Origin of the sequence: Salinibacter pepae (assembly GCF_947077775.1) — a bacterium.
GTDB lineage: Bacteria > Bacteroidota > Rhodothermia > Rhodothermales > Salinibacteraceae > Salinibacter > Salinibacter pepae.
In genome coordinates, this window is sequence record NZ_CAMTTE010000001.1 from 762,621 (window position 1) to 779,071 (window position 16,451).

Sequence of the window (16,451 nt, forward strand, 5' to 3'; positions counted from 1 at the left end):
AAATTTGGGGTTCGTCCATGCCGTCCGTGAGCGCAGGCGCGCTTCTCGTGTTTCTGATCATTCTCGCGGCGCTGATCCTGTTTGTCACGGAGCCGGTGCCGGTTGACGTGACGGCCCTCGGCGTCATGGTGACGCTCATGGTGCTGAGGCCGTGGACGGGCATCTCGCCGAGCGAGGGGGTGTCCGGCTTCTCGAATGCCGCCACCATTACCATCCTCGCCATGATGATTTTGAGCGAGGGCGTGCGCCGAACCGGCGTGATCCAGCGGATTCAATCCATCGTTTCGTCCTACACCGGCGCGAACGTCCACAAGCAGCTCGGGGCGACGATCGGTCTCGCGGGTCCGCTCTCAGGCATCATCAACAACACCGCGGCGGTCGCCATTCTGCTGCCGATGGTAAGCGACCTCGCCCACGAGAACCGCACCTCGCCGTCGAAGCTCCTCCTGCCGCTGTCCTACGCGTCGATGGCGGGGGGCATGCTTACGCTCATCGGCACGTCTACCAACCTGCTGGCCAGCAGCATTTCCGGGGAGCTCATCGGGCAGTCCTTTTCGATGTTTGAGTTCACGCACCTCGGCCTCATCGTTTTCGGGGCCTGTGCCCTCTACCTGCTTACCGTGGGGTACTGGCTCGCGCCGTCTCACGTCATCCCCCGCAGCGAACGGGAATCGACGCGGCAAGACGTTTTTCTCACGGAGGTCACCGTCGGGGACGAGTCGCCCTTCGTGGGACAGGCGCTGGAGGAAGCGCTCGACCGGGTCGACTTTGAGGCCAATGTGACCCAGCTCATTCGCGACGGGGGGCACCGGCGGGAGCCTCCGCTCTCGACGACGATCCAGGCCGGGGATGCCTTCACGATCCGGCTCACCGAGGACGCGCTTCGCACCCTCTTCGACGTGGACGGAATCGACCTCGTGCCCGACGTGGCGACGGAAGCGGACCTGCAGACCCTGGGGCCCGACGAGACGCTCGTCGAGATCGTCGTCACGTCGGGGTCGGACCTCGTCGGGGAAACGATCGCGTCGGCGGGGCTTCAGGACTTCTATCGGGCGGCGGTCCTCGCCCTCCGACGCGGGGCCGAGATCGCCCACGAGCGCCTCACCGACTTCGCGCTGCGGCCGGGCGACGTGCTCCTCATCGAGTCGAAGGCCGAGACCGTCGACCGGCTGGCGAACGACCCGAACGTGCTCGTGGCGGGGGAGCTCGAGCTTCAGCGCTTCCGCTCGGCAAAGCTGCCCCTCGCGGTCGGGACCGTCCTGGCGGTGGTAGGACTGGCCGCGTTCGGGGTCCTGCCGATCATGGTGGCGGCGCTCGGCGGGGTCGTCGTCATGATCGCAACCGGGGTCGTCAAGGCGGCCGAGGCCTACGAGGCGGTGCAGTGGGACGTGATCTTCCTGCTCGCGGGCGTCATTCCGCTGGGGAAGGCCCTGTCCAAAACCGGCGGGGCCGAACTCCTGGGCGCGCTCCTGGTGTCGAGCGCCGACGTTCTGCCCACCGTCCTGGTGCTGGGGCTCTTTTATCTGCTGACGGCGCTCATGACGAACCTCATCAGCAACCAGGCCAGTGTGGTGCTCCTCCTGCCCGTGGCGGTGGACGTGGCGACTCGCCTCGGGGCCAATCCCTTTGCATTCGTCCTCACGGTCACGTTTGCCGCCAGCACCGCGTTCATGTCCCCGGTCGGCTACCAGACGAACCTGTTCGTCTACGGACCCGGCGGGTATGATTTTGGGGACTACGTTCGCGTCGGCGGCCCGCTTCAGCTCCTCCTGGCTGTGGTCACGACGCTCGGCATCGTCGCTTTTTGGGGGCTCTAGAGCATTGTCTGCTCCGGTGCACCGACCGCGAGCTTCTCCGGCCCCACCGCGCCCCAGCGGTGCAACGCCATCCACAAAAGCGCCAGCCACGCGATGCCCAGCAGGAGCCCGGCCACCACATCGGTCGGGTAGTGGACGCGCAGCACGAGCCGGCTCCACCCGGTCGCCAGGATCAGCAGGCCGGTGGCCAGCGCGAGCAGCCCTCGGCTCCAGTGCGCGCTCCATCGGATCCAGCCCCCATACAACAACGCCCCATACACCACGACGGCGGTGAAGGCGTGGCCGCTCGGAAAGCTAAGGTTTTGCATCAGCAGGTCGGGGGCGTGCGGTCGCGTGCGGTTAAAAACCAGCTTTAGGCCCAGAACCGCAATTTGTCCCCCGAGGAACCCGGCTCCCCAAACGACCGCCGCAGGCCGGTGGGCGCGGCGCCACAGGACGCCCGCCAGCGCCACTGCGATCGGGATCGTGACGGGCAGGCCGCCCGCGTGCGTGAGCGCCTCGGCCCAGGGGACGAGCCCCGCGGGCGTCCGCGCGTGTACCCAGCGGAGGCCTGCAGCATCGAGGCGGCGCCAGGCGGGTGCGTACACCCACAGCGCAGCCAGCGTCACGAATCCGCTTCCACTGATCAAGGCGACCCGTGCGGCGCGTTTCATCGAGAGCTGGGGGAAGGCGTGGTGCGGGACGAGGCTCCGGCGCTCGGCTCAGGAGGAGGCTGCGTTCCATGACCGACGCAGAAGGCGAGGCCGGAGAGGCGATCGCGGGCCATCGTTGAGGGGAGAACTACGCGGCAGAGGGACCTCTCGCCGCGCAGTGCAGTAGCGAAACTCCAAATGCGCTGAATCTTTTGCACGGTACGGATGCTGGTTCCAAGTCTAAACGGCACCTCCTGAGGGGAGGTCACTGCGTTTTCTACACCGCGCGACCGTTCGACGGTTTGCAAGAGCCCCATTCGTTGACGAACAGCGTCATCCTCCGGATCCCGACATTGTCGCACGGCCTGAGTGGGCGGAGCGGCCTGGATCAGGGTCTCGCTAGACCGGTGTAGCATCGCGTGGTAGGGGACCGCACGGCCGATTTACTGATGCGTGAATGGGGTTCTAAAGACGGTTCCGCATAACGCAGCACCCGGTCCACCGCGCATCGGGAATGGTGTTTCCCTGCCTATCCACGGATCAGTAAACGGAGAACGTTCGGTCGGGGGCGACGCGAATGACACGTCTTTGCCTCACGGAGCTTTTCCCCGTTCCCCTTTGCCATGAGTGACCCCGTCGCTTCCGAGCCTCCGACCACGGATGCGGCCTCTGCTTCGAAGACCGCGCCGTGGAGCGCGGCGCCGGAAGCGGTGCTTTCGGCACTGGAAAGCACGGCGGACGGGCTCACGTCGGAGGGGGCCGAGCGGCGGCTGGACGCGGAGGGGCCCAACCGCCTGCGCGAGATTGAGCATCGGAGCGTGGCGGCCATCCTGTGGGAGCAGTTCAAGAGCCTCGTCGTGCTGCTTCTGGTCGCCGCGATGGGCGTCTCGTTCCTGTTCGGGCAGACCGTCGAGGGGCTGGCCATCGCCGCCGTGCTCGCCCTCAACACGGCCATCGGCTTTTTCACCGAATGGCGGGCCGTACGGTCGATGGAGGCCCTCCAGGAACTCGGGCAGATGACCGCCCGCGTGCGCCGGGACGGGCGGGAGCGGACCCTCCCGGCCGAGGAGCTCGTGCCGGGCGACATTGTGCAGCTCCGGGGCGGGGCCCTCGTGCCCGCCGACCTCCGGCTGATCGACGCCGACCGGCTACAGGTCGACGAGTCGGCCCTCACCGGCGAGTCGGTGCCGGTCGACAAGGACCCGGCCCCAGTGGCCCCCGACGCGCCCCTCGCCGAACGGCACAGCATGGCCTACAAGGGCACGGCGGTCGCAAAGGGACGCGGAACGGGACTCGTGGTGGGGACGGGCATGGAGACAGAACTCGGGGCCATCTCCGCCATGGTGGAGACGGCCGGGCAGAACGACACGCCGCTCGAGCAGAAGCTCGACCAGCTGGGGCGGCGGCTCGTGTGGCTTACCCTCGCCATCGCCGGGGCCGTCGCCGGCACGGGCCTGCTGGCCGGCCGCGACCTGCTTCTGATGGTCGAAACGGGGATCGCCCTCGCGGTGGCGGCCATTCCCGAGGGCCTGCCCATCGTCGCCACCGTCGCACTGGCCCACGGCATGTGGGTCATGCTCCGGCGCAACGCGTACATCCGCCGCCTCTCCGCCGTCGAGACGCTCGGGGCCACCACGCTCATTTGCACCGACAAGACCGGCACCCTCACCGAAAACCGGATGACCGCGCGCCGCATGGTACTCGCGGGCGAGACGGTAGACCTGGAGCCGCTTCCTGAGGACACACCGGGGTGCCTCCGCGACGCCATCGACGTGGGCGTCCTCTGCAACGGCGCCGAGTGGTCCCCGGGCGCCCCCGATCAGCACCGCGGGGACCCGCTGGAGGTGGCCCTCCTGCAGCTCGGGGCACAGGCCGGGCGGCCCCGCGAGGCCCTTCTCGAGGACACTCCGGTCGTCCGGACGGTCGAGTTCAACCGGGAGACGAAGATGATGGCGACCTACCACGAGAAAGAGGCGGCGCTCCGGGTGGCGGTGAAGGGGGCGCCCGAGGCCGTCCTTGAGGCCTGCGACCGCGTGCACACCGAGGACGGTTCTCGGCCCCTCGATCCAGACGGACGCGCAGAGTGGCTTGAAAAAAGCGACGCCCTCGCCCAAGACGGCCTGCGCGTGCTCGCCCTCGCCCAAAAGACCGTGGGCGACGCCGAGGCCTCCCCGTACGAGGGGCTGGGCCTGCTCGGGCTGGTCGGGCTCCTGGACCCGCCGCGCGAGGACGTGCGCCCTGTGATTGAACGGTGTCAGGAGGCCGGCATCCGCGTCGTCATGGTCACGGGTGACCATCCGGAGACGGCCCGCACCATTGCCGGGGCCGTGGGGCTGCGGATGAACGATCACGCCGTAGAGCAGGGGAGGACGTTCGCATCGATCGAGGCCCTGGACGAGGCCGACCGGGCCCGCCTGCTCCGGGCCGCCGTCTTCGCACGGGTGACCCCGAAACAGAAGCTCGACCTGGTCGACCTGTACCAGGCGTCCGGGCAGGTGGTGGCCATGACGGGCGACGGCGTGAACGACGCTCCCGCCCTCCGCAGCGCCGACATTGGGGTCGCAATGGGGCAGCGCGGCACGGACGTGGCCCGCGAGGCGGCGGACATGGTTCTGCAGGACGATGCCTTGTCCTCCATCGTGGCGGCCATCAGGCAGGGCCGGATCATTTTCGACAACATCCGCAAGTTTGTCGTCTACCTCCTCTCCGGCAACGTGGGGGAAATCCTGGCCGTAGGAGCGGCCGCCGGGGTCGGCTTTCCGCTCCCCCTCCTCCCCCTACAGATTCTCTACCTGAACGTCCTGAACGACGTTTTTCCCGCTCTGGCCCTGGGCGTGGGACGCGGCACCGGGGCGGTGATGGACCGGCCGCCGCGCGACCCAGAAGAGGCAGTGGTGACGCCGTATCACTGGGGCCTCATCGGCGGCTACGGCGTCGTCATCGCCCTTACGATCCTCGGCGCCTTCCTCGCCGCCCTGCAGGGGGTCGGGATGCCCGTCGACCAGGCGGTCACCGTCTCGTTCCTCACGCTCTCCATCAGCCGGCTGCTACACGTCTTCAACATGCGACGCCCAGAGAGCGGCCTCCTCGACAACGAAATCTCACGCACGCCCCACGTGTGGGGGGCGCTCGCCCTGTGTCTCGGGTTGCTCCTGCTGGCCGTCTACTGGACGCCGCTGGCGACCGTCCTGTCGGTGGTGCCGCCGGGCCTCAACGGCTGGCTCTTGATTGGGGGCGCGAGCGTCGTGCCGCTCGTTCTGGGACAGGCGTACCTGGGCTGGCGGGCCCTCTGGAGGTCCTCGGCGTAGTGCCTTCCGACATACGTCCCGCGACAGCATCATGCCATGCTGCCCTCTACGCACCTGTGATGCGTGAAACATGATGCGTGAAGACGTCAATCACAGGCTCACTCTTCACGCCTCACGTGCCGCTCCTCGCGCTTCATGCCCGCCCGTTCCCATCTCCGACATGCCGCCCAGCGCCTCCCAAGACCTCGACCTCGCCCACCGCGACACCCGCCGCACCGTCCAGCTGGACGACTACACCCGCTTCCTGGATCGGGAGCGGATTGAGCGCATCTACGAGAAGGCCGAGGCCCTGCAGCACCTCCACGTGGTCCACGTCAACTCCACGTTCTACGGCGGGGGCGTGGCCGAGCTGCTCGACGACCTCACGCTGCTGATGAACAACGTGGGCATCACCACGGGCTGGCGCGTCATCCAGGGGGCGCCCGACTTCTTCAGCATCACCAAGAAGATGCACAATGCCCTGCAGGGCGGCTCGATCCACCTGACCGACCTGAAGAAGAAGCACTACGAAGACATTGTCTACAAGAACGCAGTCCGTACCCACCTGGACCGGCACAACATGGTGGTCGTCCACGACCCCCAGCCGCTGCCCCTGATCCAGCACTACCACCGGAATGGCCCGTGGATCTGGCAGTGTCACGTGGACCTGTCGGCCCCCGACCGCGAGCTGTGGCGCTACCTGCAGTCGTTCATCGAGCACTACGACGGCGTGGTGGTGAGCCTCGACGCGTACACGCAGTCGCTCGACACGCCGCAGCGCACGATTACGCCCGCGATCGATCCCTTCGCGATTAAGAACAAGGAGCTGAGCGAGGCCGAGATCAACGAGCGCCTTGCCCACTACGACATTCCACGGGACCAGCCGCTCGTGGTCCAGATCTCGCGGTTCGACCGGTGGAAGGACCCCGAGGGCGTGATCGAGGCCTTTAAGAAGGCCCACGAGGAGGTCGACGCAACGCTCGTGCTGCTCGGCAACGTGGCCACCGACGACCCGGAGGGCAAGGAGGTGTACGAGTCGCTCCTCGACGAGGAAACCGAGCGCATTCGCATCTTGAGCGTAGAGGACACGGCCCTCGTCAACGCGCTGCAGCGGCGCGCGGCCGTCGTGCTGCAGAAGTCGCTCCGCGAGGGGTTCGGGCTCACCGTTACCGAGGCGATGTGGAAGGGCAGCGCCGTCGTCGGCGGCAACGTGGGCGGCATTCGCCACCAGATCGAGGATGGTGAGAATGGCTTTCTGGTCGACTCGATCGACGAGGCGGCCGCACGGATCGTGGAGCTCATTCGGAATCCCGGCCTCCGAGAGACGCTCGGCATGAAGGCCCGAGCGACCGTCCGCGAGCGGTTTCTGCTCCCGCACATGCTGGAGGACTACCTCGATCTCTTCGGCGGCTTCGAGACGCTCTACCGGCTGAACGATTGACCCCTCCAGGGGCGGCAATGGAACCCGTCTCGCCCCACGCCGGTCCCGCGTAACGGAGGCAGTGATCTTTTCAGGGACCAGGCACTGGTGTTGTGAAGCGGATTCTATTCGTCTTTCTGGATGGGATCGGGCTGGGCCCGGCCGGACCGGAAAACCCGCTCTCGAACGACGCCGGCGCGGCCTTTCGGCGGCTGGCCGGCGGGGCGCCCTGGGTTCGGGGGCTCCCCAAGCGGGCCGCCCCCAACCGCGTCGTCCGCCCCCTCGACGCCACACTGGGGATGGACGGACTGCCCCAGAGCGGCACCGGACAGGCGACCCTCTTCACCGGCGTGAACTGTGCCGAGCGGGTGGGGCGCCACTTCGGGCCGTACCCTCACTCCGCCACCCACGACGTGCTGGACCACGAGAACCTCTTCCATCGCGTCCAGGCCTTGCCCGCGGTCCCCGACGGGGGCGTCGCGTTCGCGAACGCGTTTCCGCCCCAGTTCTTCGAGGCCCCGTCGCGGCGGTGGACCGTCACGACGCGCTGCTGCGCGGGGGCCGGCGTGCCGCTTCGCGACCAGGAGGCCCTGCGGGCCCGCCGGGCCGTGCCCGCCGACCTGACGGCGGAGGGGTGGCGGGACGCGCTCCAGCTCGACGTGTCCCCCCGCACCCCCGCCGACACTGCCCAGGCACTGTTCGACACCCACCGCAGTCACGTGCTCACGCTGTTCGAGTTCTTCCACACGGACAAGGTGGGGCACCGCCGAATTGACCTCGCCCCGGGCGTGCTCTTGGAGCGACTGAACCGCTTCCTGGGGCGGTTGCTCGAGCTCCTCGACCCCACCCAGGACACCCTCGTCGTGACGAGTGACCACGGCAACCTAGAGGACACCCGCCACACCCAGCACACCCGCAACCCCGTGCCGCTTCTGGCCTGCGGATGGGCCGCGCCGCACCTGGCCGATGCCCACACGCTGGCCGACGTGACCCCCGGCATCGTCGCGGCGTTCCGGACCGGACTCGACGGCCGGTGACGTGTCACCCCTCGGGCCCATCCCCATCCGTGGTGATCTCCTCGACGAGGCGATCGGCCCCGTAGACCGTACGGAGGGCCTCCAGGATGCCCCGCCCGTCGACCGCCACCGCCCGGGCGCCGTTCCGGCGGTAGAGGTACTCGTTGGGGAGGGCCTCCATGTTGCTGTCGAAGACCACCCCGACAACTTCGAGGTCTTTGTTCAGCAGTGCCGACCCGGAGCTGCCGCCCGAGATGTCGACGGTCGAGACGAGGTTGAGGGGGGTATCGAGGTCGATCGAGTCGACCGCCGTGGCCCACCGTGCAGGGAGCGACCACGCCTCCTCGTTGTGGGAAGAGTACCGGTCGTACAGCCCGTAGAAGGTCGTGAAGGGCGGGGCCGTCGTCCCGTTGTATTGATACCCCCGCACGCGGCCGTCCGAGAGCCGCAGCGAGCGCGTGGCGTCCGGCGGAAACGTGGCCCCGTAGACCGAAAGCCGGGCCCGCGAGAGGCGCGCATTGAGGGTTCGCTCCGACGCCCGCACATCCTGCATCTGGCGATTCGTGTTCAGGAACATGGGCGCCAGCGCCTCGATGACCGGCACCGACGGGTCGTCGCTCTTGCGGTACCCCTCGTCGAGCAGAGTGAGGAACCGCGTCGAGTCCATCAGTGCACTTTTTTCCACCAGCCGGGCGGCCACCTCCTCCGGCGTGCGCGCCTTGAAGAGTCGCTGGACGGTGGGGTGGTCGGCGCCGTAGGCCGACCGGATTTCCTCAAATTGTGCTATCAAGAACTCCTTTTCGAGCCCGGCGGGCCAGTCGGTGACCTGCTCGGCGTCCTCCCGAATGGCCTCCAGCCGATCGGGGGGCGCGCCGCGTGTGCGGAGGAAGTCGTAGTAGTACCCGTGAAGTGCCCGCACCAGAATCCGGGACCCGAGCTCCAGATTCGCGAACGTCACGAAGGCCCCGGCCTTCTCCGCCATCACGACCTTGGACTGCTGAAGGCCCCCAATCCGCTCCACGATCGTCCCGTACGACTGCCGCAGCGAGTCGACGGCCCGGATGGAGTCTTGGAGGGCCCGGATCGCCGCGCCGCGCCGCGCGAGGAGGTACGAGTCGCGGAGCCCTCGGAGCTGGCCCGTCTGCCCTTTGATCGTGTTCTCGATCGAGAAATAGGTATTTCGAAGGCCGTATCGGTCGGACGAGTCGGGATTGCTGCGGATGTAGGTCTCAAGCAGGTCGCCCCGCGTCCGGAGGGCCTCAAGCCGGTCGGGCAGCGCGTGGTCCCGCTGATACTCGAGCTGCGAGACCATGTCGAGGCGACTCGTGGAGCCCGGGTGCCCCACGGCAAAGACCGACTCGTTGGGCTGGGCCCCCTCTGTGTCCCACGAGAAGTGGTGCTCGGGGCGAAGGGGCTCGCCCTCCGGGGTGTAGACCCGAAAGAAGGCCACGTCCAGCGCGTACCGGGGATACGTGAAGTTGTCCTCCGTTCCCCCGAAGTACCCGAGCTGCAGCTCCGGGGCCATCACGAGCCGGACGTCCTCGTACCGGCGGTACGTGTAGGCCGTGTACCGCGCCCCCTGGTACAGCGCCTTGACCTCCACGCGGAGCGAGCTGTCCCGCGTGCTGGCCTCGGCCGTCAACTGTTCTTGGAGCGACTGGACGCGCTGCTCGCGGGCCTGCGCTCCCGCCTCACGCCCCTCGCGAAGCCCGTCGTATACCGTCCCGGTGACGTTCTCCGCCTCGACGAGCTGGTCGACATGCAAATCGGGGGCGCGACGCTCGTCGCTGCGGGCCGCCGCGTAGAACCCGTTCTTCAAGAGGGCCTCTCCGTCTCGACGGACGTCCGTGATGTGCTCCCGCGCGCAGTGGTGATTGGTCATCACGAGCCCCCTCGACGACACGAACGACGCCGAGCACCCACTGCCGAACCGAAGCGCGCCCCGCCGGGCCTTCGTGCGCCACTCGTCGTCGGGGGTGACGCCGTGGGCCTTCTGGAAGTAGGACGTGGGCAGGTTCTCCACCGTCCACATCCGCCCGCGGTCGAACCGCTGGGCCCGGACGGTGTCGGAGGGCGACGGGACCGACGCCGCCTCCGCGGCGGTCGCCCCCAGCGTGTCGTCTACGGACTCGGTCTCATCGGGACGCTCCACAACGGGCACCGATACGGTGCCCCCGCTCCCCCCACAGCCCGCAAGGAGCGCGGCCCCAATGCCCAATATTGCGACGAGACGCCAAACGGAAGTGCGCATGCAGATGGGTCTTACGACACAGAAAAGAATACGGTGCAATCCCGAAGCACGCCCCTCAGGGCGACCGGGCGGACGAGCGGCCCCCGAATAATTCGTCGACCAGCGCATCCGCCCCGTACACGGCCGTCAGGGCCTCGCGCAGGCCACGCACGTCCGTCCCCACGGTCCGCATCCGCTCCGGCAGGAAGAGGTACGTGCCCGCCACGCCCTGAATGTTGGGCCCCGCGGCGACCCCGACCAGCTCCAGGGATTGGTTGAGGAGCGGCGCCCCGTTGTTACTGACCGCCCCGTCGACGGAGGCCACGAGGGTAAGGGGCGTCGAGCGATCCATCCGTCCCCCCGCCTTTTGCCACCGCTCCGGGAGGCCCCAAGGCGTCTCCCCGCCAAACGCACGGGCCCGTTCGTAGAGGCCAAAGACAGTGGTGAAGGGCGGGGCCGTCGTTCCGTTGTACGGGTAGCCCCGGACGCGCCCGTCCGTCAACCGGGGGGCGGTTCCGCTCGCCAACATGGGGACCGACCGGACGGCCTGGCGGGCGTCTGCAAGACGCCGAGTGAGGCGGCGTTCAGCCCGCGTGAGGCCCCGCCACTGCTCGTGGAAGGAGCGGGCCCGCGTCCCGACCACGGCGGCTACGTCGGCCGCGGGACCGGCGGTGGGGAATGCGTGCGTCCCGTCCCCCGAGGCCGACGCGAGCTGGTCGACGACCGAGGCGGCGCGCTCAGCGGGCGACTGCCCTCCGAGGAGCCGGTCCACGGCGGCAGAGTCCGGGCGGAGGTGCCGCTGGAGGGCCTCCAGCCGGGCGGCCAGCAGAGCGATCTCGACCGGCCCTGACGAAGACTGGAGGGAGTCCGCGGCGCCCCCCGGAGCCCCCGAGGCGTGCGAGGACGCGGTGCGCGCCGGCGCCTCCTGTCCTTCTTCTCGTAGCAGCCGACGGTACGTCGACGAGGCGTGCGGCCCGCCCTCCGCGGCCCCGAAGGCCCGGTAGACGGCGCCAAGCGTTCGTTTGGTGTTCTGAATCGCGTCTAGGCTGTCCAGCAGCCCCCCAAACCGCCGCTGGAGGGCCGGGGCTCGGCGAAGGGCCCGCCGGAGCCGCTCGTCTCGCTGCTCGAGACGAGCCCGCACATACTCGTTCCGCAGGGCCTCCAGACGCGCCCGGGTCTGCTTCAGGGCCCGCTCGGCATCGCGGAGGGCCGGACGTAGCGAGGGCATCGCCCCGGCGGTATCGAGACGGGCTCGGAGGGCTTGTGCCCGCGTCTCCAAGCGGTCGCGCCGCGCCGGCAGCACCAGGTCCTGCCGCACGGTGAGCTGCGCCGCACTCTCCGCCCGGCGCGTGGCTGCGGGCGGCCCCGCCGAAAACACGGCGTCTCCGGGGCGTGCGCCCTGCGTGGACGGTTCGAAGAAGCGGTCCGGGGCCAGCGGCCGCCCCTCCGGCGTGTAGATGCGAAGCAGGGCGACGTCGAAGGCCGGCCGCGGATACGTCAGCGCCGCATCGGGGCCCCCGAACGCGCTGATTCGCCGGTCCGGCAGCAGGGCAACGCGCACATCTTGGTAGCGCCGGTAGGTGTACGCCGTGTATGCGCCTTCGCCGTCGGCCGACACCTCCACGTGCCGACCCGCCTCGGCCTCCTCCTGAAGTCGCCCCTGAACCGCAGATACTGCTGCTGCCTCGGCGGTATCCTGTCGGGCCGTCCGCACTGCCGTGGTCACGTCGTTCGTTTGGACCAGGCGGTCTGCGTGCAGGGCCGGCACGGCGCGCTCATCGGCGGGCCGCTCGGCCACGATGGCGGTGTCGCCTTGAGAATCGAGGTGCCGTCGCACACAGCGGGCCGTCGTAAGGGCCAGGCCATCCGCCGAGACCAGCGCCCCCGTGCATCCGGGAAGCCGCAGGACACTTCGGCGCAGGTGAGCCGCCCAGGCGCTGTCCCCCTCCATCCCGTACCGACGCGCAAGCCGGTCGACCGGCGGCGCAACAAGGCTCCAGATTCGTCCCGCGTCCGACGCCTCCGCCACGACCGTGTCGCCCGGCGCGGCCGGGCCGAAGCGCGGCGCCCCCCGGTCCTGCGCCTGCGCCTCCGGCCCCATTCCGAGGCCGCCCCACAGCAGACTCGCCACGCCGATGATGAGTGCGGAGCCTCGGAGCGTCATAAACCGGTGACGGATCAGCAACAAGCAGAGCAGGTGGCTCGGACACGGCATCCGTACAGCCCGACACCAACGCGGATCCATAGGAACCTCGATCCCATGTTACGATTCCTATTTTGGCAGTGCCGACGCCCGATGTTGCATGCGAAAGTGGCGGAATTGGTAGACGCGCGAGACTTAGGATCTCGTGGGGCCTAGCCCCGTGGGGGTTCGAGTCCCCCCTTTCGCACAAGCAGAAGATGCCCTTCAGCGTTCGGGGCACGGAGACAGACGGAACGCTCCCAGCCCATCCCTTGAGGGAGGCAGCTTGAGGGGGGGCAGCCGCCGGCCTTGGGGTCGCGCCGCCCCGGTCCGCAGGGGACATCTCAGGCGGAAAGGCCCTGCCGGTCGAGAATCGCTCCGTTCGCGTCAAGGTCGTCGAGGGAGCGCTTCAGTTCGGGCGAGTCGGTCGCCCCGGCAATCCGCCGGAACTGCCCCAGGCCGACCACGCGGAAATACAGGTCGGCCAGGTAGGAAGCGTCCGTCCACTCCAGGCGAACCGCCCGGCCACCGAGGACCTGTTCGGGATCGTCGTAGAACGACTCGAGATGCTCACTGACCCTCGTCTCGGCGTCTTCTCGGGCCAGCCCGAGAAAGTAGGAGAGATCGGGACGGCCCTCCCCCAGGTCGACAGCCTCGGGGACGGTCCCAAGGGTTCGGAAGGCGCGGGCAATCAAGGTGTCGGCGTCGCGGGTGAAGAACACGTAGTACTCCAGGTGAACCAGTGGGTCCGGCGGCAGGCCGTCTTCGGCCCGCCCCACCACGATGGCCACCGGGCGTCCCTTTCCGGGCACCCGAGGGCCGTTGCAGACGCGAAAGGTCGATGACGGAAGCTCCATCGGTGGAAAAACGCCTCCTGTTGAGGCGTCGGCTGTGAGGGATTAGCGTGAGGGGGCCAGATCCGTGCGGCGCAGACCGGTCCGGGGACGAAAGTAGACGACCCGAGCCCCGAGCAGGGCCCGAAACGGGAAAAACAGCTCAGAACTCGCCGGAGCACGGCATTTCCTGAATCCGGCACGGGGGGCGCGGGGTTGATTGATTCCGGCGGAACAGGTGCTCCTCTGCCCGTCATCCCCACCGAGACCAGGCCTACGGCACTGCGCATCTCAAACCCATTCCTTCATGGACGTCGACTACACGCTCCGGCACCGCAACCGGGGCACCCTGTTCAAAATCGCGCCCGAAGAGCTTCACCGGCGGCTCCGGTACCTCGATCAGAACGTTGAGGGCGGCGTCGCGGCCCACGAGCGCCCCGACACGCGGCCGGGCGTCGACGCGTCCGAGACGATTTACGTTCTGGACATGCTCAGCGAGCCCGCCGACCGCCTCGTCGCCATCGAGCGCCGGGACGAGGCCCGCCTTCAGGGCCATGCGTCCCTGATGTCGGAGCCGGCCGCGATGCCGGTCCCCCGCGGCGCGGAGGACCTGATTGCCTTCGCCGAGAAGGCCAAAAACGGGGGCAACTACAATGCGGCCAACGCGGCCTTCGCCCTCGCGCTCCACGCGTACTTTCCGAGCGTCACATGCTCGCTTTCCATCCGGGAGCGCCCCAAGACCCCGACGGGCGACATGACGGACGGCTACTACGACCTCGCCTACATCCGGGACGGCGAGGAGGAAACCTGCATTCCCATTCCAAAACTGCAGGGGGCGGTGGCCTACTGGTTCGCGGCCCACGCCGACCGGCGGGAGCCCATCGACCACAACCGGGACACCTCGGGGGCAGGGCCGACCATCGCGGACCTGGAGACGGCGGTCGGGCCGGCGACAGTGCGGGGGGCGGCCCGGTCTATTCTGGACGATGACTTCGTGCGCGAGCGGTACGGAGCGTAGCGCCGCCGGCGCGCGGAACGATCGGCGGTGCCGGCCGCGCTACGGGCTGGCGGCCAGGGGCCATCCGGCCCGCCGTCCCTCTACGTGGCCGGCGCCTCGCGCTGCACCGCAACGTGGTAGATGGACGCCCCCGGCGTCTCGTCGGGATCCGCCCCGTCCCCATCCACCTCGCTCTCGGCGACGGGAATGACCTTCCACTCCATCGTAAACTCGGAGCCGTCTTTTCGGTAGTTGGTCGCCCGGCCGTGAAAGACTTCTCCGGCCCCAAGCTTCTGGCCGAGGCGGTCCAGCACCTCCTGCTCGGTCTCGGGGCCCTGCAGAATCCCGGGCGTCTCCCCCATCACCTCGTCGGCCTCGTAGCCCGTCAGGTCCACGAACGCGTCGTTGACGTAGACGATCTCGCCGGGCTCCTCCGCGCCGGAGGCACGAGTGATGGTAAGGGCGTTGAAAGAGTGGTCGGCCACGGCCGTCAGCAGGTGCCGGGCGAACGCGTCGGGGAGATCGGGATCAAGCATACAGGAAGGAAAAACTGAGCAGATAGAGGGGCAGACTCGCACCGAGGATCGGAGGTCGACCCTCGGGCGTTGTCGCCACGCGGCGCCTCCCGTACGGTTTCCTGCAGCGATCCTCTGCCGGTGGATTTACCGTATCGGAAGATTCGTGGAGGCCAACGGCGGTACGAAGGGCGGCCCGAACGGGCTCTCCACGGGACCGAAAGGCGGGCGGGGGTGAGGCCCGGCGGGCGGTGCGGAGTGCCCCACCGTGCAGGGGCGAGGCGAACAGACTGGAGACTCCCGGCACGACCGCCACGAAAGGGACCCAGAAGCCCCAACCGGGCGAACTCACGCGCCCGAGAGAACTTGAAGGAACGCACGGCACCCCTTTCAGCCAGACACAGCGCTACCATGACGAAGCAAAACGGACACAGCGACTCTTCGGGCGGGGCTCCGTCGGACCGCGACGTGTCGGGCCGCGACGACGTGGTCGGGCGAAGCTTTTCGAGTGAGCGCGTCGTGCTCGACGGGACGCACTTCGAGGACTGCACCTTCGACACCTGCACCCTCGTGTACGGGGGCGGGCAGCCCCCCCACTTTGTGCGGTGCGACTTCGCCGCCCCGCGGTTCGTGTTCGAGGACGCGGCCCAGAACACCATTCAACTCATGAGCGCAATCTACAACGGCATCGACGAGCGCATCATCGAAAAGACCTTCGACGAGATCCGGAAGGGATTCGGCCCCGCGTAGGACTGGCTTCCTCCGGGGGCGAGGATGGACTGCGGCAGTCTCGCCCAAACACCCGGTCGCGGTCAGGCGTCCTCGACGGGGTACTTCTTCTTCGTTTTCTCCAGCTTCGCCCCGAGCGCCTCCAGCGGGTCGATCCCCGCCCGCTCACAGAAGAGGAGAAGGGAGATCAGCACGTCCCCCACCTCGTCCTCGATCGCCTCCCGGCCTTCTTCGGACCGGAGATGCTCCGTCACGTCACGGTCGTCCTTCCACAGAAACTCCTCTTCCAGTTCGCTCGCCTCCACCGCCACGGCCCGTGAGAGGTGGCGTGGCGTGTGGTATTGGTCCCAGTCGCGGGCCTCGCGGAAGCGGGTGACTCGGGCGGTGGCCTCCTCGATGGAGGCCGGGGGCGTGGGGGCGTCGGGCATGAGGGATTTTTGCGTCAACAAAGAAGTGGGTGCCCGGAACGATACAGCCCGCGCCCCCACGTGATCGCCCGCTGCCGTAACGAATTCACATCTCGGAGACGACGGACCGCGGCCCAGCAACGGGAGACGTGCCCTTGCCCCTGTGCGTGCCGCCGCAGCGCCGGAATGGGGGCACGTTCTCGACGCCCTCCGACGTCCCTCTCGGACGGCCGGTGGGATACGTTCTCGAAACCTCGCCGGGCCACTTGGGATCTAGACGGACGATGTCCCGTGAGGGCTATACGCCTTCTTCATGCACCCCCGTTTATCCGGAAGACCGACGCCGACCTCGCCAGCAGGTTGGGACGTTGGTTGCTCGCTGTTGG

The 16,451-nt window shown here is 68.5% G+C and carries 12 protein-coding genes and 1 tRNA gene; 7 read left to right on the forward strand and 6 right to left on the reverse strand.

Annotated features, from left to right (window positions below; all coding sequences use genetic code 11):
• Positions 1 to 17: 17 nt before the first annotated feature.
• Positions 18 to 1,817 carry an SLC13 family permease gene (locus OJA40_RS03320; RefSeq protein WP_208425766.1) on the forward strand — a complete coding sequence of 600 codons (1,800 nt, stop codon included), beginning with the start codon at positions 18 to 20 and terminating at the stop codon, positions 1,815 to 1,817.
• Here OJA40_RS03320 and OJA40_RS03325 read toward each other — a convergent pair.
• A complete protein-coding gene (locus OJA40_RS03325; protein ID WP_263809934.1) occupies positions 1,814 to 2,470 on the reverse strand; it encodes a phosphatase PAP2 family protein in 657 nt (218 codons plus the stop codon). The two genes, OJA40_RS03320 and OJA40_RS03325, sit on opposite strands and share 4 nt — an antisense overlap.
• A 602-nt stretch (positions 2,471 to 3,072) precedes the next feature.
• Here OJA40_RS03325 and OJA40_RS03330 point away from each other — a divergent pair.
• From OJA40_RS03330 to OJA40_RS03340, 3 genes are all read left to right on the forward strand, one after another.
• The gene (locus OJA40_RS03330) at positions 3,073 to 5,757 is read left to right on the forward strand and encodes a cation-translocating P-type ATPase (protein WP_263809935.1); all 2,685 of its coding nucleotides are present in this window, start codon (positions 3,073 to 3,075) and stop codon (positions 5,755 to 5,757) included.
• A gap of 160 nt (positions 5,758 to 5,917) precedes the next feature.
• Complete coding sequence (locus OJA40_RS03335) at positions 5,918 to 7,177, forward strand: glycosyltransferase (RefSeq protein ID WP_208425769.1); 1,260 nt, start codon at positions 5,918 to 5,920, stop codon at positions 7,175 to 7,177.
• A 92-nt stretch (positions 7,178 to 7,269) separates the two neighbouring features.
• Positions 7,270 to 8,193, forward strand: a complete 924-nt coding sequence (locus OJA40_RS03340) for an alkaline phosphatase family protein (protein ID WP_263808845.1) — start codon at positions 7,270 to 7,272, stop codon at positions 8,191 to 8,193.
• Positions 8,194 to 8,197: 4 nt separating this feature from the next.
• Here the strand turns inward: OJA40_RS03340 and OJA40_RS03345 are convergent, their stop codons facing one another.
• Both OJA40_RS03345 and OJA40_RS03350 read right to left on the reverse strand, forming a co-directional pair.
• Complete coding sequence (locus OJA40_RS03345; RefSeq protein WP_263809936.1) at positions 8,198 to 10,423, reverse strand: S46 family peptidase; 2,226 nt, start codon at positions 10,421 to 10,423, stop codon at positions 8,198 to 8,200.
• Between the two features lie 55 nt (positions 10,424 to 10,478).
• On the reverse strand, positions 10,479 to 12,566 hold the full coding sequence (locus OJA40_RS03350) for a S46 family peptidase (protein WP_263809937.1): 2,088 nt from the start codon (positions 12,564 to 12,566) through the stop codon (positions 10,479 to 10,481).
• A gap of 141 nt (positions 12,567 to 12,707) precedes the next feature.
• Between OJA40_RS03350 and OJA40_RS03355 the strand changes: the two genes are divergently transcribed.
• A tRNA-Leu gene (locus tag OJA40_RS03355) sits at positions 12,708 to 12,792 on the forward strand.
• Positions 12,793 to 12,928: 136 nt separating this feature from the next.
• On the opposite strand, the gene OJA40_RS03360 is transcribed toward OJA40_RS03355, so the two are convergent.
• Complete coding sequence (locus tag OJA40_RS03360) at positions 12,929 to 13,441, reverse strand: hypothetical protein (protein ID WP_208425773.1); 513 nt, start codon at positions 13,439 to 13,441, stop codon at positions 12,929 to 12,931.
• A gap of 283 nt (positions 13,442 to 13,724) precedes the next feature.
• Between OJA40_RS03360 and OJA40_RS03365 the strand changes: the two genes are divergently transcribed.
• Positions 13,725 to 14,435 (forward strand): hypothetical protein, encoded by a 711-nt coding sequence (locus tag OJA40_RS03365; protein ID WP_263808848.1) that lies wholly within the window; start codon positions 13,725 to 13,727, stop codon positions 14,433 to 14,435.
• An 80-nt stretch (positions 14,436 to 14,515) separates the two neighbouring features.
• On the opposite strand, the gene OJA40_RS03370 is transcribed toward OJA40_RS03365, so the two are convergent.
• Complete coding sequence (locus OJA40_RS03370; protein ID WP_208425775.1) at positions 14,516 to 14,950, reverse strand: PAS domain-containing protein; 435 nt, start codon at positions 14,948 to 14,950, stop codon at positions 14,516 to 14,518.
• Positions 14,951 to 15,340: 390 nt separating this feature from the next.
• Between OJA40_RS03370 and OJA40_RS03375 the strand changes: the two genes are divergently transcribed.
• Positions 15,341 to 15,679: a DUF4352 domain-containing protein gene (locus tag OJA40_RS03375; RefSeq protein ID WP_208425776.1), complete on the forward strand. Its 339-nt coding sequence runs from the start codon at positions 15,341 to 15,343 to the stop codon at positions 15,677 to 15,679.
• A 62-nt stretch (positions 15,680 to 15,741) separates the two neighbouring features.
• Here OJA40_RS03375 and OJA40_RS03380 read toward each other — a convergent pair whose 3' ends face one another.
• Positions 15,742 to 16,086, reverse strand: a complete 345-nt coding sequence (locus OJA40_RS03380) for a nucleotide pyrophosphohydrolase (protein ID WP_208425777.1) — start codon at positions 16,084 to 16,086, stop codon at positions 15,742 to 15,744.
• Between the last annotated feature and the right edge of the window lie 365 nt (positions 16,087 to 16,451).